This is a genomic window from Ensifer adhaerens (genome assembly GCF_002007205.1).
Classification (GTDB): domain Bacteria; phylum Pseudomonadota; class Alphaproteobacteria; order Rhizobiales; family Rhizobiaceae; genus Ensifer; species Ensifer adhaerens_D.
Genome location: NZ_LAZS01000003.1, coordinates 37,547 through 57,529, shown reverse-complemented (window position 1 = coordinate 57,529; position 19,983 = coordinate 37,547). Strand labels below are relative to the sequence as shown.

The 19,983-nt window shown below is 63.5% G+C and carries 20 protein-coding genes; 4 read left to right on the top strand and 16 right to left on the bottom strand.

Going from position 1 to position 19,983, the window contains the following annotated elements; genetic code table 11:
• Positions 1-178 precede the first annotated feature (178 nt).
• The 4 genes from XB14_RS02215 to XB14_RS02200 all read right to left on the bottom strand — a co-directional run bounded on the left by XB14_RS02215 (position 179) and on the right by XB14_RS02200 (position 5,300).
• Entirely contained in the window at positions 179-733 is a 555-nt protein-coding gene (locus XB14_RS02215) for a sarcosine oxidase subunit gamma (protein ID WP_077959996.1), read from the bottom strand.
• Positions 734-743: 10 nt separating this feature from the next.
• A complete protein-coding gene (locus tag XB14_RS02210; RefSeq protein WP_077959995.1) occupies positions 744-3,701 on the bottom strand; it encodes a sarcosine oxidase subunit alpha family protein in 2,958 nt (985 codons plus the stop codon).
• On the bottom strand, positions 3,698-3,976 hold the full coding sequence (locus XB14_RS02205; RefSeq protein WP_077959994.1) for a sarcosine oxidase subunit delta: 279 nt from the start codon (positions 3,974-3,976) through the stop codon (positions 3,698-3,700). Before XB14_RS02205 ends, XB14_RS02210 begins: the two co-directional genes overlap by 4 nt.
• Before the next feature lie 73 nt (positions 3,977-4,049).
• Complete coding sequence (locus tag XB14_RS02200; protein WP_077959993.1) at positions 4,050-5,300, bottom strand: sarcosine oxidase subunit beta family protein; 1,251 nt, start codon at positions 5,298-5,300, stop codon at positions 4,050-4,052.
• Between the two features lie 213 nt (positions 5,301-5,513).
• Between XB14_RS02200 and cysQ the strand changes: the two genes are divergently transcribed.
• Positions 5,514-6,290 carry a 3'(2'),5'-bisphosphate nucleotidase CysQ gene (cysQ, locus tag XB14_RS02195; protein ID WP_077959992.1) on the top strand — a complete coding sequence of 259 codons (777 nt, stop codon included), beginning with the start codon at positions 5,514-5,516 and terminating at the stop codon, positions 6,288-6,290.
• 31 nt (positions 6,291-6,321) lie between these two features.
• Here the strand turns inward: cysQ and XB14_RS02190 are convergent, their stop codons facing one another.
• Positions 6,322-6,708, bottom strand: coding sequence for a response regulator (locus XB14_RS02190; protein WP_077960039.1), 387 nt, complete (start codon positions 6,706-6,708; stop codon positions 6,322-6,324).
• A 264-nt stretch (positions 6,709-6,972) separates the two neighbouring features.
• On the opposite strand from XB14_RS02190, the gene XB14_RS02185 reads away from it, so the two are divergent.
• Positions 6,973-7,485 carry a Dps family protein gene (locus XB14_RS02185; RefSeq protein ID WP_077959991.1) on the top strand — a complete coding sequence of 171 codons (513 nt, stop codon included), beginning with the start codon at positions 6,973-6,975 and terminating at the stop codon, positions 7,483-7,485.
• A gap of 63 nt (positions 7,486-7,548) precedes the next feature.
• Here the strand turns inward: XB14_RS02185 and XB14_RS02180 are convergent, their stop codons facing one another.
• A complete protein-coding gene (locus tag XB14_RS02180; RefSeq protein WP_077960038.1) occupies positions 7,549-8,304 on the bottom strand; it encodes a Crp/Fnr family transcriptional regulator in 756 nt (251 codons plus the stop codon).
• Positions 8,305-8,485: 181 nt separating this feature from the next.
• On the opposite strand from XB14_RS02180, the gene XB14_RS02175 reads away from it, so the two are divergent.
• A complete protein-coding gene (locus XB14_RS02175) occupies positions 8,486-9,343 on the top strand; it encodes an SDR family NAD(P)-dependent oxidoreductase (protein WP_077959990.1) in 858 nt (285 codons plus the stop codon).
• 92 nt (positions 9,344-9,435) lie between these two features.
• Positions 9,436-10,992 (top strand): VOC family protein, encoded by a 1,557-nt coding sequence (locus XB14_RS02170; RefSeq protein ID WP_077959989.1) that lies wholly within the window; start codon positions 9,436-9,438, stop codon positions 10,990-10,992.
• Between the two features lie 125 nt (positions 10,993-11,117).
• On the opposite strand, the gene XB14_RS02165 is transcribed toward XB14_RS02170, so the two are convergent.
• The 10 genes from XB14_RS02165 to XB14_RS02120 all read right to left on the bottom strand — a co-directional run bounded on the left by XB14_RS02165 (position 11,118) and on the right by XB14_RS02120 (position 19,908).
• Positions 11,118-11,681 carry an NADPH-dependent FMN reductase gene (locus XB14_RS02165; protein WP_077959988.1) on the bottom strand — a complete coding sequence of 188 codons (564 nt, stop codon included), beginning with the start codon at positions 11,679-11,681 and terminating at the stop codon, positions 11,118-11,120.
• A 185-nt stretch (positions 11,682-11,866) separates the two neighbouring features.
• A complete protein-coding gene (locus XB14_RS02160) occupies positions 11,867-12,820 on the bottom strand; it encodes a ring-cleaving dioxygenase (protein WP_077959987.1) in 954 nt (317 codons plus the stop codon).
• A 185-nt stretch (positions 12,821-13,005) separates the two neighbouring features.
• A complete protein-coding gene (locus XB14_RS02155; protein ID WP_077959986.1) occupies positions 13,006-13,785 on the bottom strand; it encodes a carbon-nitrogen hydrolase family protein in 780 nt (259 codons plus the stop codon).
• Positions 13,782-14,582, bottom strand: a complete 801-nt coding sequence (locus tag XB14_RS02150; RefSeq protein WP_077959985.1) for an ABC transporter permease — start codon at positions 14,580-14,582, stop codon at positions 13,782-13,784. Before XB14_RS02150 ends, XB14_RS02155 begins: the two co-directional genes overlap by 4 nt.
• Positions 14,579-15,433: an ABC transporter permease gene (locus XB14_RS02145; protein ID WP_077959984.1), complete on the bottom strand. Its 855-nt coding sequence runs from the start codon at positions 15,431-15,433 to the stop codon at positions 14,579-14,581. The genes XB14_RS02150 and XB14_RS02145 overlap by 4 nt, the downstream gene beginning before the upstream one ends.
• Positions 15,430-16,467: an ABC transporter ATP-binding protein gene (locus tag XB14_RS02140; RefSeq protein ID WP_077959983.1), complete on the bottom strand. Its 1,038-nt coding sequence runs from the start codon at positions 16,465-16,467 to the stop codon at positions 15,430-15,432. The genes XB14_RS02145 and XB14_RS02140 overlap by 4 nt, the downstream gene beginning before the upstream one ends.
• Positions 16,468-16,586: 119 nt before the next feature.
• Positions 16,587-17,666 carry an ABC transporter substrate-binding protein gene (locus tag XB14_RS02135; RefSeq protein WP_077959982.1) on the bottom strand — a complete coding sequence of 360 codons (1,080 nt, stop codon included), beginning with the start codon at positions 17,664-17,666 and terminating at the stop codon, positions 16,587-16,589.
• 73 nt (positions 17,667-17,739) lie between these two features.
• Positions 17,740-18,387 carry an amino acid ABC transporter permease gene (locus tag XB14_RS02130; RefSeq protein ID WP_077959981.1) on the bottom strand — a complete coding sequence of 216 codons (648 nt, stop codon included), beginning with the start codon at positions 18,385-18,387 and terminating at the stop codon, positions 17,740-17,742.
• Complete coding sequence (locus XB14_RS02125; protein WP_077959980.1) at positions 18,384-19,052, bottom strand: amino acid ABC transporter permease; 669 nt, start codon at positions 19,050-19,052, stop codon at positions 18,384-18,386. The genes XB14_RS02130 and XB14_RS02125 overlap by 4 nt, the downstream gene beginning before the upstream one ends.
• 61 nt (positions 19,053-19,113) lie before the next feature.
• Entirely contained in the window at positions 19,114-19,908 is a 795-nt protein-coding gene (locus XB14_RS02120; protein ID WP_077959979.1) for a transporter substrate-binding domain-containing protein, read from the bottom strand.
• Between the last annotated feature and the right edge of the window lie 75 nt (positions 19,909-19,983).

Genomic DNA, 19,983 nt, shown 5'->3' with positions numbered 1-19,983 from the left:
GCTTGCCTTCCGGGCAGAAGCGCAAGTGGCGAATGATCAAAGCCTAGTCAGAAAGACGGCGCCGATAAAGCCACGGCTGCGAAGGACGCTTGTCCATTTCCGCCGTTTGCTGGCGAACGGGCGACCCGTTTGCGGCATTTCATGCCGCATTTGATTTCGGCCCTTCGAAAGGGCTGTTTCAGTCCGAGAAGGCGGCGGTGAGATCGAAGGCACGCCCCATCTTCGTCAGGTCATCGAAGAGCGATTCGGCGTAGCTGCGCGGCACGATCAGCTCAAACGTGTCCTCGTCCGTCCGGGCGAGATTGACCGGGATGTGGCCGCAGAGCGCATTGGCACTGCCGCCAATCGTGAAGGCAGCGGGATGAAGATCGAGGCCAATGCCCTTGGCGAGGATGCTGCGCACGTTCGGGCCGGCCAAGCGGAAGACGACGCGCCCGTCGCTCTGGTCGACGACATGGGCACGCCCGTCGCAGAGCTCTCCGAGGCGACGCACGAGCCCGCTCGGCGCCTCCACCTCGGAGACGACGAGCCATTCTCCGGGACCGGAGAAACGCAGCGAGAGCTCAGGCACCGAGGCAATCGCCTGTCGCACCGCCTCCGCCTGCCCGGTTCGGGCAAGCACCGTCGCCATCGTGCGCCAATGACCGACCATCAGATGATCGGCGGCTGAGGGCGTCGGTGCCGAGCGCAGTTTCTGTTCCAGCGCATGGCGGTTGTTGTAGTCTCGAACCATCACCGCCTCCTCAGGCCTTCAGCTTTGCATTTTGCGGATCGACGAAAACCGGGTCGCAGACTTCCGCGACGATCTCCTGATCGCGCAGCTTATCGAAGACGATGACTTTCTCGCCGTATCGCTCGCGCCCGGATCTCAGGAAGGCGAGCGCGATCGCATGCCCAAGGACCGGCGAGAAGCCGGCCGAACTCACCCAGCCCTGATCGTTCAGTGTCGAGGGCTTCGTTCCCTCCTTCAGGAGATGGGCGCCGGCGCGCATGTCCTTGTCGGCATCGACCGGTTTCAACCCGACGAGCTGCATACGGTCGGCGGCCGTCAGGCCGTAGCGAGTCGACAGGCGCTTGCCGATGAAGTCGGTCTTCTGCATCGAGAGCATGCGGCCGAGGCCGGCATCATCGGGCGTCACGCGTCCGTCGAATTCGGCATGCGTCAGCAGCCCCTTTTCGAGCCGCAGGACATTCAGCGCCTCGACGCCATAGGCGCAGATATCATGCGGGCGACCGGCCTCCATGATCTGGTCCGCGACCGCCTCGCCATAGCCTGCCGGCACGGCCAGCTCGAAGGCCAGTTCCCCGGAGAAGGAGATGCGGAAGAGCCGCGCTGACACGCCGCTTTTCAGAGCAATCTTTCGGACCGAAAGGAACGGGAAAGCGTCGTCGGAAATGTCGCCGTCGACAATCTGCTGCAGCACCGCCCGCGCCTTCGGACCGGCGATCGCCATCTGCGCCCATTGGTCGGTCGACGAGGTGAAACGGACTTCGAGGTCCGGCCAGAGCGTCTGGGCGCAATATTCCATATGCGCCATGACCGGGCCCGCCATCGCCGTCGTCGTGGTCACGAAGAAATGCTCCTCGTCGAACCGGCTCACCGTGCCGTCGTCGAAGACGACCCCATCCTCACGCAACATCAGCCCATAGCGCGCCTTGCCGACAGGCAACTTCAGGACCGGGTTGCAATAGAGCCGGTTTAGAAACTCCGCCGCATCCGGGCCGAAAACCTCGATCTTGCCGAGCGTCGAGACGTCACAGAGGCCGACATTGGCCCGCACGTTCAGTACTTCGCGATCGACGCTGTCGCGCCAGGTCTTTTCGCCGGCGCGCGGGAACCAGGCGGAGCGATGCCAGAGCCCCGCCTCGATGAAGGTCGCGCCGTTTTTCATCGCCCAGCCATGCAGCGGCGACTTTCGCGCCGGCGCCGCATGCTCGTCGCGGGCCGCACCGGCAAGCGCACCGAAGGAGACCGGCGTGTAGAACGGCCTGAACGTCGTGGTACCGACGTCGGCCGGACTGACGCCGCGCATACCGGCGAGAATGCCGACGGCGTTGATGTTGGAAAGCTTGCCCTGGTCGGTCGCCATGCCACTGGTGGTGTAGCGCTTGGCGTGCTCCACATGGCCGAAGCCTTCGCGCAGTGCGAGACCGAGGTCCTTTGCATGCACGTCGTTCTGGAAATCGACAAAAGCCTTCGACTTGGCGCCGGGCACATACCAGAGCGCTGAAAAGGACGTGGCCTCTTCGCCATCGACGACCGGTGCTGCGGCCGAGCTGGCTCTGAAACCGAGGTCGGCCGCAATCGCTGCGGCCTTCTCCGCACCATCGGACAGGCAGCTCGAGAGCGTGTAGACACCGTTTGCAGCGCCGACGGCACGCAGGCCGCCACCGACATCGGGTGCGACGAAGGCCTTCAATTCCTCCGACCAGACCGGTCTTGCGCCGCGCTGGCAGGCAAGATGCACCACCGGGCTAAAGCCACCGGACATCCCCAGCGCATCGCAGACGATCAGTTCCTCGAAGCCGGAGCGTTCGACGACGATGCCCTTGAGGCGCTGCCGGCCCTTGGTGTCGACGACGGAAGCCGAGCGGATGACCCGGATGCCATCAGGCGCCTGATCGGCGGATTCCGCTCGGGCGTCGACGATCGCCGCGATGGCGACGCCCTTGGACGCAAGGGCCCGCGCCGTGCGGTAACCGGCGCTGCCGCTGGTAAAGATCGTGATCTGCTTGCCGGCGGCCACACCATAGCGCTCGGCATAGGTGGTCATGGCTCCCGCCATCATCACGCCGGGCCTATCATTGCCGCCGAACACCAGCGGGCGTTCCTCGGCACCGGTTGCCATCAGCGCGCGCTTGGCAACGATGCGCCAGACACGCTCGCTCACGAGCTTCGAAGACGGTTCAGCGATGTGTTTCTGCACGCGTTCAACCGCACCGAAGACGTTGTCGTCATACCAGCCGAAGACCGTGGTGCGCGAAAGCAGAGTGACGTTGGGCAGCGCTTGCAGTTCGGCGACGGTGCGGTCGGCAAAGACCGATGCCGGCGCGCCGTCGACGGTCTCGCCGGTCGCAAGCAGGGAGCCGCCGAGCCGGAAATCCTCGTCGGCGACGATGACCCGAAGGCCGGCGCGGCCGGCGGTCAGCGCCGCCATCAGGCCGGCGGGACCGGCACCGACGACGAGCAAATCACAGAAGGCCCAGGACTTCTCATAGGTCTCCGGATCACGTTCCAGCACTGCGCGGCCGAGGCCGGCGGCGCGGCGGATGAAGGGTTCGTAGACCCGCTCCCAGAACTGCTTCGGCCACATGAAGGTCTTGTAGTAGAAGCCGGCGCCGAGGAAGGGCGACAGCATGCCGTTGACGGCGCCGACGTCGAAGCCGAGCGACGGCCAGCGGTTCTGGCTTTTGGCGGTCAACCCGCCATAGAGTTCCGTCACGGTCGCCTTGGTATTCGGGTCGGTGCGCGCATCGGAACCGATGGTGACGAGCGCGTTCGGCTCGGAAGGCCCGGCGCTGACGATGCCGCGCGGCCGATGGTACTTGAAGCTGCGCCCGATGAGCAGCTGGTCGTTGGCAAGCAGCGCCGAAGCCAGTGTATCTCCGGCAAAGCCGCGCAACGGCCGCCCATCGAAGGTGAAGCTCAGCGTCTTGCTGCGATCGACGAGGCCGCCGGAGGAAAGACGATAGCCCGTCATTGCGCGGCCCTCCGCGCAAACTCGGCCGCATCGACGACGGAATAGACCTCGTGTGTGGCCGTATCACGCTCGACCACGAGGAAACGGCGACAGCCGGCAACATGATGCCAATGTTCCAGGGTGCGGCCGCGCGGGTTGGCGCGCACATAGACATAGTCGTGCCAGGCCTCGTCCGAATCCATCGGTTCGGGGCGTCCGCGCGAAGCGTCGCCGCGGATCGCGAATTCTTCCTTCGGTCGCAGTCCGCAATGCGGGCAGGTGATCAGGCTTGCCATGGTCTTCCGTGTCCTGAAGCCGCGGGTCGGCTTCCTGTTCATTCCATGCGGGCCGGCGAGCGGCCGCGCAGTGTCAGTGAAGGTTGGGCTGCGGCCCGGCACCGGCCTCGTCGACGGCATAGCCGCGGGCGAAGCGGTCGAGCCTCAAGGCGCGCGCCACCGGATGGGTGTCGTTCCTGGCGATCAGGTGGGCGAAACAGTAACCGGACGCCGGCGTCGCCTTGAAGCCGCCATAGCACCAACCGCAGTTCAGATAGAGATTGTCGATCGAGGTGCGGTCGATGATCGGCGAGCCGTCCATGCTCATGTCCATGACGCCGCCCCAGGCCCGAAGCACCCGCACGCGCGCGAGACCCGGGATCATCGTCACCCCCTCCTCCATCACGTGCTCGGCGGTCGCGAGATTGCCGCGCTGGGCATAGGACGAGTAACCGTCGATCTCGGCACCGAAGACGAGGCCGCCCTTGTCCGATTGCGAGATATAGAAATGGCCGCCGCCATAGACGATCACATGGTCGATGCAGGGCTTCAGCCCTTCGGTGACGAAAGCCTGCAGCACATGGCTTTCGAGCGGCAGCTTCAGATCGGCCATTTCACCGACGCGCGAGGAATTGCCGGCCGCCGCCAGCGCCAGCTTGCCGCAGCCGATGAAGCCCTTCGTCGTTTCGACGCCGGTGACGATGCCGTTTTCGCGGCGAATGCCGGTTACTTCGCAATGTTCGATGATGTCGACGCCGTGCCGGTCGGCGCCGCGGGCATAACCCCAAGCGACGGCGTCGTGCCGCGCCGTGCCGGCGCGGCGCTGCAACAGGCCCCCGAGGATCGGATAGCGGGCGTGGTCGTAGTTGAGGAAGGGGATCATCTTCTTCAACTGCTCGCGCTCGATCAGCTCGGCCGCCACACCTTCCATCCACATGGCGTTGCCGCGACGAACATAGGCGTCGCGCTGGGCGTCGCTGTGGTAGAGCATGATGACGCCGCGCTGCGACAGCATTACATTGTAGTTGAGATCCTGCTCCAGCCCTTCCCAAAGCTTCATCGAAAACTCGTAGAAAGGCTCGTTGCCGGGCAGCATGTAATTGGAGCGCACGATCGTCGTGTTGCGGCCGACATTGCCGGAACCGAGATAACCCTTCTCCAGCACCGCGACATTCTTCACGCCGAATTCCTTGGCGAGATAATAGGCGGTCGCAAGCCCATGGCCGCCGCCGCCGATGATGATCACGTCATAGTGGGATTTCGGTTGCGGTTGGCGCCATTGCGGCTTCCAGTTCAGGTTTCCGGAAAGGGCGTTCCTGACGATCGAGAATGCGGAATAACGCATGAAGGCATCCAGGTGAGTTGCGGCGGCACATTTGCACAGCCGAAGGGCGGAAGCAAAGACGCAAGCCTGTCGCAGGTGCAAAAAACCTTGAGACACCCGGCTCGGCAGATGACCTGCGGCCAAGCGTAAGAGCCGCCCGCCATGTCAAAAGCATGGCTATATTCTTCCACTCAATATGCTATGGGCCTGATGACGTACCGAAAGACAGGGCGAATGCTGGAGATACTGCAACAATCGGCAATAGCGGCGGGTCGGGCCATTCTCGACATCTACAATGCCGGGCCGGAGGTCACCCACAAGCCCGACTGTTCACCGGTCACCGATGCCGATACGACGGCCGAACGCATCATCCTGGCGGACCTCGCCTCCGCCTTCCCGGACATCCCCGTGGTCGCCGAAGAGGCGGTGTCCGCCGGCTTCGTGCCGGAGATTTCAGGCAAGTCGTTTTTCCTTGTCGATCCGCTCGACGGCACCAAGGAATTCATCAGCCGCAACGACGACTTCACCGTCAACATCGCGCTGATCGAAAACGGCGCGCCCGTCGCGGGCGTCGTCTACGCCCCGGCGCTTGGCATTCTCTATGCGGCACACCATGGCAAGGCGGTAAAGTCGGTTATTGATGGCAGCTTTCGCCTGACCGAAGAAACGATCATCGGCTGCCGCAGCTGCGGGGATCGCATGGTGGGGCTCGCCAGCCGCTGGCACAACAGCGCCGAGACGATCGACTACCTCGAAAAACACGGCATCGCCGATTACCGGACGGTCGGCTCGTCCTTGAAATTCTGCCTGCTCGCCGAGGGCGTGGCCGACGTCTATCCGCGCTTCAGCCGGACGATGGAATGGGATACTGCCGCAGGCGACGCGATCCTCAGGGCCGCGGGCGGCGAAACGCTGACGATGGACGGCACGCCGCTGACCTACGGCAAGCGCAACCAGAAAGACGACAGCGACTTCGCCAATCCCTGGTTCGTCTCGCGCGGCAAGCCATGAACGCGTCGCTTCGCGCGGGACGCGCGGGTGCCTAAGCGTCTCTCGGCTCGGATCCTGCAGCGATCAACTGGCCGATCGTTTTCTCGTTGAAGGGCTTGTCGATCCGCGGAACGTGCCTGAGATAAGTCGGGAAATGCTCGGGATCGCCGTAGCCGCTGGTAAAGCCGAACGGCATGCCGCGGGCAATCAAGGCATCGGCGACGACGAAGCTCGTGTGATCGCCGAGATTGACGTCAAGGATCGCGAAATCGAAGGCCTGGAGCGCTAGGAGTTCCAATGCCTGGTTCGCATTTCCGGCGATCGTAACGTGCAATATTCCGAGAGAAGCGAGGATTTCCTCGACGTCCATGGCGATGATGAAGTTGTCCTCGAGAACGAGGACCGTCCGGACGGACGGAGGAAGCTCGGCCATGTCAATGCACTCCATTTTTCACGCACAGCGACGGCAGTCATCGTCGCTGTAGGCGCATTTCCAGGCGGAATGCCGTCCAGAGTCCCGGAATCTCCGCTGAGGCAACGGAACGGCTGAGCTTAGGCTCCAATGGCCTGCCTGGCATTTAAAAAAGACATGTGCGCGTCACGATGGGATCGGGAACAACCGTTTCGTCGCGGCGTTCAACTCATGCGGCGTGGCCCCGGCCGCATCCGCTCGACATTCCCGAGACAGAACTGGAGCAGAAGAATGAAACAGACTGCCGCCGTGCTGAAGCCCAAGGTCAGGGACGAAGAATTCGACATCGGCCTGACGAAAACCTATCGCCAGCAGATGGCCACCGCGCTTTCCGATATCCTCGCCGACACCTACAAGCTGGTGATCAAGAGCCACATCTACCACTGGAACGTCGTCGGCCCCCTGTTCAAGCCGCTGCACGAACTGACCGAAGAGCACTATAACGCGCTGTTCAAGGCGACCGACATCATTGCCGAGCGCATCCGCGCGCTTGGCCACCTCGCGCCGGCGAAGCTCGCCGAAGCAAAAACCTTCGCCCCCAGCGCCGCCTCGGTCAACCACACGACGGCGGCCGAGATGGTGGCCGACCTGATCGCTGACCATGAAGCAGCGGCCCGACGCATGCGCGACGCCGGCATCAAGGCAGACGACAATGGTGACCTCGTCACCACGGACATGCTAACGGAACGGCTCGACTTCCATGAAAAGGCCCTGTGGATGCTGCGGGCGATCGTTGCCGCCTGATCTCCCCGCACCTTGAAATCGATGCGGCCGCGGCGCCGCATCGATCGGCTTCGACAGGGCACGTCAGATGAACGGCCGCTTGGGTTCGCGAAGCCCTTCCCAGCCTGAGATCGCGAGCAGTCCGTCGATGTCTCGGACATTGCAGCCCTTCTCCGCCCAGCGGATCAGGCCCCGTTCGGAAAGCTTCTTCAGCGTCTTGTTGGTGTGAACGATCGAAAGGCCCAGCGTGTCGGCCACGTGCTGCTGGCTGATCGGAATGGCGACGCGGCTGTTGTTGAAGAGGTCGAGCACCTCCGCCCTCTGGTAGAGGAAGGCGATGAGATAGGCGGCCCGTTCCAGCGCGGATCGGCGGCCGATGCTCAGAAGATTTTCGTCCAGAATGCGCTCCTCGCGCGCCGCGATCCAGGTCAGATCATAGGCAAGGTCGGGATAGTTGGCGAACAGGCGGTTGAGTTTGCCGCGTTCGAAAACGCAGAGGGTGACCGGCGACAGCGCTTCGATCGAGTGCTGCATTTCGCCCATCAGGCTACCCTGCAGCCCGATCAGATCGCCGGGCATCACATAATTGAGGATCTGGCGGCGGCCATCGTCGAGCATCTTGTAGCGAAAGCCCCAGCCGGAAAGCACTGTGAAGAGGTGGGCGCTGTGCGAGCCCTCGACGAGAATGGTCGCACCGCCATCGACCGCAAGTTCGCCGGTCTTGAACTGCGAAACGAAGGCCAGTTCCTCGTTGGTGAAAGCGCGAAAATGGTCGAGCTTTCGCAAGGGACAGTTTTCGCACGGGGTGCGCTTTTCGTTGCGGGTCGTCGTTTCGTTCATCGTTCCATCCGCGGCATGCATCCAGCCGTTCAACAACTGCAACTAGCGCCGACGCCCCAAGCGACAAGGGACAGTCTTGAAAACGCTAGGTTTTTCATTGACGCTATCACTGCTGCAACAATGGACAGCCGGCGCCATGCGCCCTATCTCTTGCACGCGATCCCGCTACAGGAGTTTCGTCATGTCGCACCCTGCCTTCGCCCCGAACAATCTCGCCGTCGTCACAGGTGCTGCCTCCGGCATCGGTTTTGCTGCGGCACGCCACTTCGCCTCGCTCGGCATGCACGTCGTGCTCGCCGACCTCGCAGGCGAGAAGCTGGAAAAGGCAGCCGCCGAGGTCGCAGCCGCCTCGCCCGGCAGCGGCAAGCACGTCACGGCAATCCCCACGGATGTCTCCCGCCTCGAAGACCTCGAAGCACTTGAACGGGGCGCGCGCGAGCGGTTCGGCGACGTGCATGTGCTCATGAACAATGCCGGCATCCAGCCCGGCAGCGCGATATCAGGCCCCTTGGCCGCCTGGGAGGCGACGCTCGGAGTCAATCTCTGGGGCGTCATCAACGGTTCGCGCGTCTTTGCATCCCGGATGATCGCCCACGGCAAACCGGCCATCATCATCAATACCGGCTCCAAACAGGGCATCACCACGCCGCCCGGCGACCCGGCCTACAACGTCTCCAAGGCGGGCGTGAAGGTCTTTACCGAGGCGCTGGAGCACGAGCTGCGCAACACCGCCGGAAGCCAGGTCCACGCGCACCTGCTGATCCCCGGTTTCGTCTACACCGGGCTGACGGCCGGTGGCCGCACGGAAAAGCCCGCCGGCGCCTGGACGTCGGAACAGACGGTCGGCTTCATGATGGAAAGCCTGGCGCGCGGCGACTTCTACATTCTCTGCCCGGATAACGACGTGCCCCGTGCCACCGACGAACGGCGTATCCTCTGGGCCGCCGGCGACATCGTCGAGAACCGGCCGCCGCTGTCTCGCTGGCATCCGAAATATGCGGATGCCTTCAAGGCATTCCTCGACAAGGATGGCGATTGATCCTCCTACGTTGACACTGCGTTCTCGGCGACCCTTCTGGTGCTGGCCGGACACATCGTGTTTTGTGGGACGACGATAATGAGGGACTAAGAATGACGAGCGGCATCCATCACATCACCCTGATTGCCCGGAAGGTCCAGGCCAACGTCGACTTCTATGTCGGCTTTCTTGGCTTGCGCCTCGTCAAGCGCACGGGCGGCTATGAGGACGCCAACCAGTTGCACCTCTTCTACGGCGACGCCGAGGGTTCGCCCGGATCGCTCGTCACCTTCCTGATGTGGGAGGACGGCGGCCGCGGCCGGGTGGGTCACGGCCAGCCGAGCGAGATCGCCTTCGGGATCCGGCCGGAGAGCATCGGCTTCTGGCTGACCCGCGCGCTGCAGTTCAACATCGCGACATCAGGGCCGGCGCAGGAGTTCGGCGAGCCGGTGCTGCGGCTCAAGGATCCGGACGGCGTCATCGTCAAGCTCGTCGGCACCGAGGCGGTTTCGGGTGCGGCCCCATGGAGCACGCGCGATATCCCCGAGCAAGACGCGATCCGTCGCCTGCGCGGCGCCACGATCCTTACCGAAAAGCCGGAGGAATCCGTTCGCTTCCTGACGTCCCATTTCGGCTATACGGAAACCGGCGCGACCGACGCGATCCGCCGGCTCACCTCCGACTCCGGCGACACCATCGACGTGCGCAATGCGAGCGGCTTCTGGACGTCTGCGCCCGGAACCGGAACGATCGATCACATCGCCTTCCGCGCGTCCGAGCGGGCCGCCGTGGAACGGGTGCACGAGGACCTGCAACGGGATGGCGCGGGCGCGATCAATGCGCATGACCGCAAATACTTCTATTCGCTCTACGTCCGCGAACCCGGTGGGTCGCTCTACGAACTGGCCAGCGACAAGCCCGGCTTCATGGTGGACGAACCGAAGGAAACGCTCGGCACAGAACTCTTCGTGCCGGCGCATTTCAGCGCCGCACGCGAAGAAATGCTGCTGGCCATGCCGCAGTTCGCCCTGCCGGGAGAACCGCGGCTGACCGAGCGCGACCTGCCCTTCGTGCACCGCTTCTATCACCCTGACGTACTGGATGACCGCACCTTCATGCTCTTGCACGGAAGCGGCGCCAACGAAACGCAGCTTCTCCACCTCGCCCATCAGGTCGACAGGCAGGCGACGCTTGTCGGCATTCGCGGCCGGTCGAACGAGGAGGGAACGCCGCGCTGGTTCCGGCGCTATTCACCGACGACCTTCGACCAGAAGGACGTGCGGTCGGAAGCCGAGGCCTTTGCTGCGTTCGTCGAGGGTGCCCGCGACGGCTATCGCATGGATCTCGATAAGACCGTCTTCATCGGCTACTCCAACGGCGCCAACCTTCTGGTGGCCCTGATGCTGCTGCATCCAGGGCTCATCCGCAACGTCGTGCTGATGCGCTCGATACTGGTCCTCGATGACGTTCCACCGCCGGAGCTCTCGGGCACCAAGGTGCTGCTGTTGACGGGCAAACACGACAGCTATGGCGAATTCTCACCACGACTGCAGGCGGAGCTGTCACGCACGGGTATGGATCTGACGGCTGTCGAGCTCGATATGGGCCACGAGATCGGCGCGCCGGATATCGCGGCCATTCAGCAGTGGCTGGTGGAAAAAGGCCCCTAAGGGGCCGGCGGCTTCGCATCCCTGAGGATCGAAACAGCCGCCTCCTCTCTCCGTCATGCTCGGGCTTGACCCGAGCGTCCCCCCACGGCCACTCTGCGCAATGCGGCCCTTACGCCGCCCTCGCCTCAAACGTTCTTTGCCGCCCCTGCATAATCCGCAAACGCCTTGACGAAGGCCGCCAACCGGTCGCGGGCGTCCGTATCCGTCAGCGTCCCCGCTACATCGAAAAGCGTGTCCGCCTTGGGCAGCATCAGCCGCTTGCCCGACCAGAGCTCGGCGCCGAGCGTACGCATGACCGGCAGCCAGCCGTTCTGGCTGAGGATCGTGCCAAAGTTGCCGGGTGAAGCGCCGGCAAGCGCAAAAGGCCGACCGCGAAACACCTTGGCGATATCGGAGGGCGGCCGGCTTAGCCAATCGATCGCGTTCTTGAATACGCCGGGGATGGAATTGTTATATTCCGGCGTGAACAGGATGACGCCATCGGCGGCCATCACCTTTTGCTTCAGCGCCGTCACGGCGTCGGGGATGCCACTCTCCTTCTCGACGTCGCCGTCATAGAGCGGAACGCCGTGCAGCGTCGCGGTGTCGAATTCGACGCCGTCGGGCAGATTTTCCGCGGCCGCCCGCATCAGGCCGGTGTTGAACGACGCCTTGCGCAGGCTCCCGGAAATGCCGAGGATTTTCGTCATAAGATCTGCTCCTTAATATTCCAGGTCCCCGCGCGCACGCCTCGATGGGCGAGGCGGGATGCGGCAGCTATAGATAACGCAACACAGTCATGATGGGTCCGCGGCAAACCGATGTCCAACGGGATCAGGGGGATAGAGACAAAAAAGCCGGGGACGAACCCCGGCTTTTGCTTCCGACCAGACTGTTAGACGAGCGGCTTCAGCCGGGCCTCGATCTGGGCCCGCTTTGGCTCCAGGAACGGCGGCAGCGACAGGCTCTCGCCAAGCGTTTCCATCGGTTCGTCGACCGCGAAACCGGGACCATCGGTCGCGATCTCGAAGAGAACGCCATTCGGTTCGCGGAAGTAGAGCGAACGGAAATAGTAGCGCTCGACCTCGCCGCTCGACGGCAAACGGAAGCCGTTGAGCCGTTCCGTCCACTCCGTCAGCGCCGCATTATCAGGCGCCCGGAAGGCGACGTGGTGCACGGCACCGGCGCCCTGACGCGCGATCGGCAATCCCGGTTGGACGGCCACGTGCAGTTCGGCCGCAGGACCGCCCTCGCCCATGGTGAAGACGTTGACTTCCCCCTCGCCGTCCGGCGACGGATAGGTGCGGGCCTTGCTCATGTTCATCACATGCGTCAGGACGAGTTCGGTGTTCGTGACGTCAGGCACGCTGATGGTGATCGGTCCGAGGCCCTTGATCTGGCGCTCGGCCGGCACCGGGCTCTTTTCCCAGGGGTGCGAGGGCGCAAGCCCGCCGTCGTCGACCAGCCGGAAACGTTGGCCTTCGGCATCCTCGAAATCAAGCGAGGTGCGGCCATCGATCTCGGTGACCTCTCCACTCGTGACCTTGAGTTCGTCGAAGCGGTCCTTCCACCAGCGAACGGTTTCGGCGCTGCCGACCCTCAGGCCCGTGCGCGAAATGCTGTGCGTGCCGCGCCCTTCCGGCCCGACCGGCCAGTCGAAGAAGGTCAAGTCCGTGCCGGGCGTGGCGCGCCCGTCGGCATAGAAGAGATGGTAGGCGGTGGTGTCGTCCTGGTTGACGGTCTTTTTGACCAGCCGAAGCCCGAGCACTTCGGTGTAGAAGCGCAGGTTCTCCGGCGCGTTTGCGGTGATTGCCGTGAGGTGGTGGATCCCAGTCAGTTGCAAGCTCATGATTGCCTCCAATGCGTTGGCATTGCTGTTGAGCCCAATATGGGATGGCCTATCGTTTCCGACAGTGGATCAATAAGGAACGGAACGTTCTCACCGAATGAACAATCGCCAGGCGAACCTGTTCCTGAACCCGCACCGTTCTCAAAGCGGCCGCGACCAATGCGGCGTGGTCGATCGGCAGAGGCTCAACGCCTATTCAGATCACCGAGATAGGTGTTTTCAAGGCGGGAGATCGCATAGGCCTTGGGGTCGATGTCGACGAGAAGCACGGCTTCCTGCCCCGGTCCCGCCTTGCCAAGCACCTGCCCGTCGGGTGCTGCAATGCGCGACAGCCCGGCAAAGGAAAACAGCGGGTCTGAACCACAATGGTTGATATAGGCGACGAATACCTGGTTCTCGAAGGCGCGCGTCTGGATCATGTGCTCGGCGATGAAGGAGCCGGACCAGCCCGCCGGCAATGCCGTCGGCACCAGCACGGCTTCCGCGCCTGCCAGGGCCAGCCGTCGGACGTTTTCCGGAAACTCGACATCGTAACAGATCAGCATGCCGCAGGTGACGCCGCGATGCTGGAAGAGCCGGGTCGAAGGCTCCGGCGCCTTGAAGATCGAACGCTCATAGTCGCCGTAGAGATGCGACTTGCGATAGACGACCGGCGCCGTATCGCCATCGACATAGACGGCGCTGTTATAGACGTCGTTGCCGTCGCGCTCGGCAAAGCCGGCGATGAGCGCGATGCCGGTCTCAGCGGAAATCGCCTTGAGGCGCTGAACGATCGCGCCGTCCGGCGCTTCGGCGAGCGCCGTTAAGGCTTCCCCGGCGCCGTAGCCGGTGACGCCGAGCTCGGGCGTCAAGAGCAGCGTCGCTCCTTGTCCTGCAGCTTCCGCCGCGGCACGGGCGATGCGGTCGAGATTGGCGACGACGTCACCCGCCGCCGATTGCATCTGGAGGGCGGCGAGCTTCATCATTTTCCATCCGATGACATAGCGCCGAGCAGCTTCGGCAGGTCGCCGAAGCGGGCGACGAGGCTGAAGATGACCGCGGCGGTCGTAACGAAGAGCACCGTCACCGAAGCCATGGTCGGCGTATAGCCGTAGCGCAGCGCGTTGAAGATCTTGATCGGCAGCGTTTCCATCGTGAAGCCGACGGTCATGTAGGCAACGATGTATTCGTTGAGCGACAGCACGAAGGCGAAGGCATAGCCCGACACGATGTAAGGCAGGATCAGCGGCAGCACGACAGTGCGGAAGATCGTGCGCTCGTCGGCCCCCATGGTCGAGGCGGCCTCGACCAGAGAACGGTCGATCGAGGTGAAGCCGAGCGACAGTGTCACCAGCGGCAGCGTCACGAAGAAGATCGCGTGGCTGACGACGGCCGTCCACGGCTGGCCATAGAAGCCGACGGTCGCCCAGAAGGTGAGCATGCCGAGCGCGGTGATGACCGGCGGCAGCGTAAACGGCGCGACACCGAGAAGCTGGAAGATGTTGGCCCAGGGAGCAATGCGCCGCCACAGGAACCAGGAGAGCGGCAGGGCGATGGCGACGGCAAGCGCCGCCGAAAGCACGGCCAGCGTCACCGAGGCGAAAAGGGCGTTGCGCCATTCCGGATTGAGGAAGATCTCGCCATACCAGGAGAGCGAAAAGCCCTGTGGCGGAAAGGCGAGCGTCTGTTTCTGGTTGACCGAAACGCCGGCGACGACGATCAGCGGCAAGGACAGGAACAGGCCGATCAGGAAGAAATAGACCTTGCGGAACATCGAGGTCATGCCGCTTCTCCCTTGCGTCCGGCAATCACGGTGAGCGCTACGAGGCCGAGCGTGACGAGCACGAGGAACACGGCCATGGCGGCGGCAAACGGCATGTTCGACTGGTAGATCGCCTGGTCGGTGATCAGCACCGAGAGCGTCCAGTGTTGCGGCCGGCCGAGAAGCTGCGGCAGCAGATAGGAGCCGAGCGCGAAGATGAAGACCATGATCAGGGTCGCGGTAATCGTGTTGCGCAGCGCCGGCACGACGACGGTGAAGAAGGCGCGAAGCGGCGAGGCGCCGAGTGTGCGGGCCGCTTCCGTCAGCGTCGGATCGAGGCGCACGAGCGCCGGGAAAAGCACCAGCACCGTATAGGGGAAGGCCTGATAGACCATGCCGGTCAAGACCGCGCCGAAGCTCGGCGTCAAGGCCTTGGCCTGCTCCATGATGCCGAGCGCAACGAGGATGTTGGTGATCCCTGCCGTGCGCGAAAACAGCGTCGACCAGGCAAAGCCGATGATGACTTCCGAGAGCGACAGGATCGACAGGAGCGCCACCAGCCACACGACCTGTACCTTCCGCGCCATGCGCGTCAGCATATAGGTGAAGGGCAAGGCGAGCACGACGCAGCAGATGGCAACGATGATGGCGAGCATCAGCGAGAAGCCGAGCACGCCGCCGAAGAAGACCGATAGGAAGCGGGCGTAATTGTCGAAGACGAAGGCCGGCGTATAGAAGCCGCCCTGCTGGCGCTGGAAGAAGCTGACGGCGATCATCGTGCCGAAGGGCACGACGAAGAAGATCGTCAGCATCGCTGCGGGAAAGAGGAGCGGCAGGTAGTCGCCAAGGCTCTGGGGCGGTTCGCGTCTCATTTCTTCAGCACCACGCAGACATCAGGAGTGAGCGCAATACCGACCTCCTGGCCAACGGTGACATCCGGGCGGGCGCGCGGCGTTGAGACGGCGACGATCTGGTGGCCGGCGATATCGACGAAGGTTTCGATCGTGCCGCCGAGATCGCGGACGAAAGTGACCTTGCCCGTCAGCGCACCGGCGCCGGGCGCGGTCAGATGCACGTCCTCGGGACGCACCGAGAGCGTGCCCTTGTTGGCGCCCGCCGGCAGGGCGAGACCGGGTATCGCCTGCCCCAGAACCTCGGCGCGGCCGGCGCTGTCAGCCTGAACCTCAAGCAGGTTTGTCTGGCCGATGAAGTCGGCGACGAAACTGTCGGCCGGGCGGCGATAGATTTCGATCGGCGAAGCGGCCTGGCGGATCTCGCCGCCGCTCATGACGACGACGGTGTCGGCCATGGTCATCGCTTCGCGCTGGTCGTGGGTGACGACGATGGTGGTGATGCCGAGCTTCTGCTGAAGCTGGCGCAGTTCCACCTGCATCGCCTCGCGCAGCTTGGCGTCGAGCGCCGACAGCGGCTCGTCGAGCAGGAACAGTTTCGGCGAGATCGACAGCGCGCGCGCGATCGCCACGCGCTGGCGCTGGCCCCCCGAGAGCTTGGCGACCGGCCGGTCGGCATAGCCGGAAAGATGGATCATCGCGAGAAGCTCGTCGACGCGCTTTTTCTGGTCTTCTTTTGCCGCACCGCGGATGCGCAGGGGATAGGCGATGTTCTCGCCGACAGTCAGGTGCGGAAACAGCGCCAGCGACTGGAACACCATGCCGAGATTGCGCTTGTGCGTCGGAAGCCGGGTAATGTCCTCGCCGTCGAGCCGGATCGCACCGCCGGTCGGCAGGTCGAGACCGGCGATCATCCGAAGCAGCGTGGTCTTGCCGCAGCCGGATGGTCCGAGCATGCAGACGAAGGTGCCGTGCGGCACCGTCAGGTCGACATTGTTGACGGCCCTGAAGGCTCCGAATTCCTTGACGACGTTTTGAAGGGCAAGTCCGGACATTGTGTCTCCGCGAGGATGGTCCCCTCCGCCTCATGGGAGGGTTTCGGGCGGGGAGCGGCAAAAGCCCCTCCCCGTCGTTAGATTTGTGGCTCTCCCCGGAGGCCGGGGAGCTGGCCGGATCAGCCGACGATCAGCTCGGTCCACTTCTGGTTCAGCCAATCCGACTTGGTCTGGTAGAGATCGTAGCGCGGAACGATCGGCTCGATGTCGGACGAGACGGCTGCGAATTCCTTGTCGGTCAGATCCGTAACCTCGCGCTTGACGGTCGGCGACGTTCCGACCTTGCGCGACAGCGTCGCCTGGATCGAGGGCTGGCACATGTAGTCGATGAAGATATGCGCTTCCTCCGACTTCTGCGAGGCACGCGACAGTGCCCAGCAACCGGAATCCTGAATGCCGCCTTCCTTCGGGAAGGTGGAACGCACAGGATGGCCATCGGCCGCGGCAAGTCCCGTCACGTCGTGATAGTACTGGCCCATCGGGATTTCGCCCGACTTCAGCGACTGTTCGAACTGAGCCTCGTCGCGGTACCAGAGCCGGACGTTCGGCTTGACTTCGGCCAGCTTGTCGAACGCCTTCAAGAGGCCTTCTTCGGTGTCGAGCGCATTGGTGCCTCCGAAGAACGTCTTGGCCGTCACTTCGAGCAGGAACGAGTTGGAGACGAGCGCCAGAAGGCCGAGCTTGTCGGCGTTCGCCGGATCCCAGAAGGCGGTCCAGGAGGTCGGCGCTTCCTTGTAGACATCGGTGTTGGTCACCAGCGTGATGTACCAGGAAACCGCGCCGATACCGGCGATGCGACCGTCAGGATACTTGTTGACGAAGCGGTCAAGCAGGTTCGAGGCGTTCTTGATCTTGGCGGTGTCGAGCGGCGTCCAGAGATCGGTCGACTGGCCCTTCAGCATGGCCACCTGCGACATCATCGAGACGTCGGCCGGCGCCTGGCCGGCGCGGGCGGCCTGTTCGAGCTGGACGAGCCAGGCTTCACCGGTCGGTTCCGCGATCGACTCGACGGCAATGCCGGTCGCCTTGGTGAATTCCGGGAAGATGTTCTTGTCGAACGAATCCTTGAAGTAGCCGCCGTAGACGCCGACCTTCAGCGACTTGTCCTGCGCGCGCAGGATCGACGGCATCGCCAGCATGGAGGCGCCGGCGAGACCGGCACCGAGCAGCGTGCGCCGCTTGATGGAAGTGGTGATCATTCTCGTTCTCCTTTGTTTCGGCGGTGATCCGCCTTGTTCCCTGTTCTGTTTGATTTCTTGCACATTTTCAGTCTCAGTGCGCGGCTGTTTTGCGCTCCAGCATGCGCGAATATTGCGTCAGCGGGTAACACAGCAGGAAGAAGATCACCGCGACCAGCCCATAGACCGTGAAAGGTTCGAAGGTTGCATTATTGATCGCATTCGCGGTTCTGAGAAGCTCCTCGAAGCCGATGATCGAGGTCAGCGCCGTGCTCTTGATCAACTGCACGAGGAAGCCGACGGCGGCCGGCCGGGTGATGGCGAAGGCCTGCGGCAGGATGACGAGCCGCAGTTCCTGCAGGCGGTGAAGCCCAAGGCTCGCCCCCGCGTCCCATTGCCCACGCGGCAGCGCTTCCACCCCGCCGCGCCAGATCTCGGCGAGATAGGCGCTGGCGTAGAAGGTCAATCCGAGGGCTGCCGCCGTCCACGGCTCGATGCGAAAGCCGAGCATCGGCAGGCCGAAGAACATCAGGAACAACTGCATCAGCAGCGGTGTGCCCTGGAAAAGCGCGATATAGCCGGAACCGAAGCGGCGCAGCGACCGGCGTTCGGAGATGCGCGCGGCGAGGATGGCAAGCCCGACCGCTGCACCGCCGGCAAAGGCGACAGCCGACAGGAGCACGGTCCATCGGCTGGCGAAGATCAGGTTGCGCAGAATGTCCCAGAAGGTGAATTCGATCATGACACGCCCGCTCCAAGCACGCGGCGCCCGCCGGCGACGAACAGCCGCCGGACCGCCATCGACAGGCCGAGATAGATCAAGGTGACGACGAAATAGGTTTCGAACGAGCGGAAGGTCCGCGCCTGCAGAAGGTCGGCCTCATGGGCGAGTTCGCGCACCGCGATCTGCGATACGACCGCCGATTCCAGCATCATGATGATCACCTGGCTGGTGAGCGCCGGAAAGATCACCTTCAGCGCCTGCGGCAGGATGATCTTGACGAAGACCTGCCGGGGCTTGAGCCCGAGCGCGAACGCCGCTTCGCTCTGACCCTTCGGCACCGCATCGAGCCCGGCCCCGACAATCTCGGTCGTATAGGCCGCCATGTTCAGCGTCATCGCCAGGATTGCGGCAACGATCGGATCGAGCCTTATCCCGAGGCTCGGCAGCCCGAAGAAGATGAAGAACAGCTGCACCAGGAACGGTGTGTTCCTGATGACTTCGACATAGACGGCCACCGCCTTGCGCAAGACGCCATAGCGGCTGCGGCGGGCGGCGGCGAAGAGAATGCTGATCAGGATGCCGAGCACCGTCGTGCAGGCAATCAGGAACACGGTCATGGCCGCGCCATGGGCAATCGCGCCCGCGGCGTCCTTGAGCCAACCGAAGCTGAGGCCGTAACCCATCGTCGCAACCTTCCTCAAGAGAGAAGCAGGGAGTATCGCTCCCCGCCTCCATCAAGCTCTCTTAGTCCTTGAGGTTCTCGGGGTTGAGCGGGGTCTTCAGCCATGCTTCCGAACTCGCGTTCAACTTGCCGTCGGCGAGCATCTTGGCGACCACGTCGTTGACCGCCGCCTTCAGCCCCTCTTCGTTCTTGTTGAGGCCGATATGCGACGGCGACGTCAGAAGCTGGAACTTCTGCTCCGGCTTCAGCGCCTCCTGGCGGGAGAGCACCTGGGCGCCAACGTCGTTGCCGACGACCATCAGCTGGGTCTGGCCGGAGATGAAGGCCTGGATGACAGCATTGTAGTTGTCGAAGCGCTGGATGTCGGCATTGGCCGGTGCCGCCTCGGTGAGCGAGGTGTCTTCGAGCGTGCCGCGGTTGACCGCGATGGTCTTCTCCGCAAGGTCTTCCTTGCCGGCGACCTTCAGTTCCGCCGGGCCGATGACGGCGATGTAGTAAGGCGCGTAGGCAGCGGCGAAGTCGATGACTTCCGCACGCTCCTTGGAAAAGCCGACGCTCATCAGGATGTCGACGCGCTTGTCGTTGAGATAGGGAATGCGGTTCTGGCCGGTGACGCTGACGAGGTTGAGCTTGACGCCGAGATTGTCGGCGATCTGCTGGGCCACGTCGACGTCATAACCCTTGATGCTCATATCGGCGCTGGCCGAGGAGAACGGCGGGAAGTCGGAGAAGATGCCGACATTGATCTGGCCGGCGGACTTGATGTCGGCGAGCGCGTCGGCCTTGGCGACGCCGGCGGCAGCCCCCAGCATCAGGGCGGCGGCAAAGGCTGTCTTCAGTTTCGAATGGATCGTCATTGGAATTCCCCTACCCGGAAGCTTTGTGATTGTGCAGTCTGGTGGTCGGCCGCCGTTTCCGGTCCGGCAGCCGAC

Bases quoted from the DNA above. Each gene is read 5' to 3' on its own strand.
- XB14_RS02165 (WP_077959988.1), bottom strand. From the start codon at position 11,681: ATGACGAAAATCCTCGGCATTTCCGGGAGCCTGCGCAAGGCGTCGTTC.
- XB14_RS02170 (WP_077959989.1), top strand. From the start codon at position 9,436: ATGACGAGCGGCATCCATCACATCACCCTGATTGCCCGGAAGGTCCAG.
- XB14_RS02140 (WP_077959983.1), bottom strand. From the start codon at position 16,467: ATGTCCGGACTTGCCCTTCAAAACGTCGTCAAGGAATTCGGAGCCTTC.
- XB14_RS02175 (WP_077959990.1), top strand. From the start codon at position 8,486: ATGTCGCACCCTGCCTTCGCCCCGAACAATCTCGCCGTCGTCACAGGT.
- XB14_RS02125 (WP_077959980.1), bottom strand. From the start codon at position 19,052: ATGGGTTACGGCCTCAGCTTCGGTTGGCTCAAGGACGCCGCGGGCGCG.
- XB14_RS02155 (WP_077959986.1), bottom strand. From the start codon at position 13,785: ATGATGAAGCTCGCCGCCCTCCAGATGCAATCGGCGGCGGGTGACGTC.
- XB14_RS02210 (WP_077959995.1), bottom strand. From the start codon at position 3,701: ATGACGGGCTATCGTCTTTCCTCCGGCGGCCTCGTCGATCGCAGCAAG.
- XB14_RS02205 (WP_077959994.1), bottom strand. From the start codon at position 3,976: ATGGCAAGCCTGATCACCTGCCCGCATTGCGGACTGCGACCGAAGGAA.
- cysQ (WP_077959992.1), top strand. From the start codon at position 5,514: ATGCTGGAGATACTGCAACAATCGGCAATAGCGGCGGGTCGGGCCATT.
- XB14_RS02120 (WP_077959979.1), bottom strand. From the start codon at position 19,908: ATGACGATCCATTCGAAACTGAAGACAGCCTTTGCCGCCGCCCTGATG.
- XB14_RS02215 (WP_077959996.1), bottom strand. From the start codon at position 733: ATGGTTCGAGACTACAACAACCGCCATGCGCTGGAACAGAAACTGCGC.
- XB14_RS02135 (WP_077959982.1), bottom strand. From the start codon at position 17,666: ATGATCACCACTTCCATCAAGCGGCGCACGCTGCTCGGTGCCGGTCTC.
- XB14_RS02150 (WP_077959985.1), bottom strand. From the start codon at position 14,582: ATGACCTCGATGTTCCGCAAGGTCTATTTCTTCCTGATCGGCCTGTTC.
- XB14_RS02180 (WP_077960038.1), bottom strand. From the start codon at position 8,304: ATGAACGAAACGACGACCCGCAACGAAAAGCGCACCCCGTGCGAAAAC.
- XB14_RS02200 (WP_077959993.1), bottom strand. From the start codon at position 5,300: ATGCGTTATTCCGCATTCTCGATCGTCAGGAACGCCCTTTCCGGAAAC.
- XB14_RS02130 (WP_077959981.1), bottom strand. From the start codon at position 18,387: ATGATCGAATTCACCTTCTGGGACATTCTGCGCAACCTGATCTTCGCC.
- XB14_RS02160 (WP_077959987.1), bottom strand. From the start codon at position 12,820: ATGAGCTTGCAACTGACTGGGATCCACCACCTCACGGCAATCACCGCA.
- XB14_RS02185 (WP_077959991.1), top strand. From the start codon at position 6,973: ATGAAACAGACTGCCGCCGTGCTGAAGCCCAAGGTCAGGGACGAAGAA.
- XB14_RS02145 (WP_077959984.1), bottom strand. From the start codon at position 15,433: ATGAGACGCGAACCGCCCCAGAGCCTTGGCGACTACCTGCCGCTCCTC.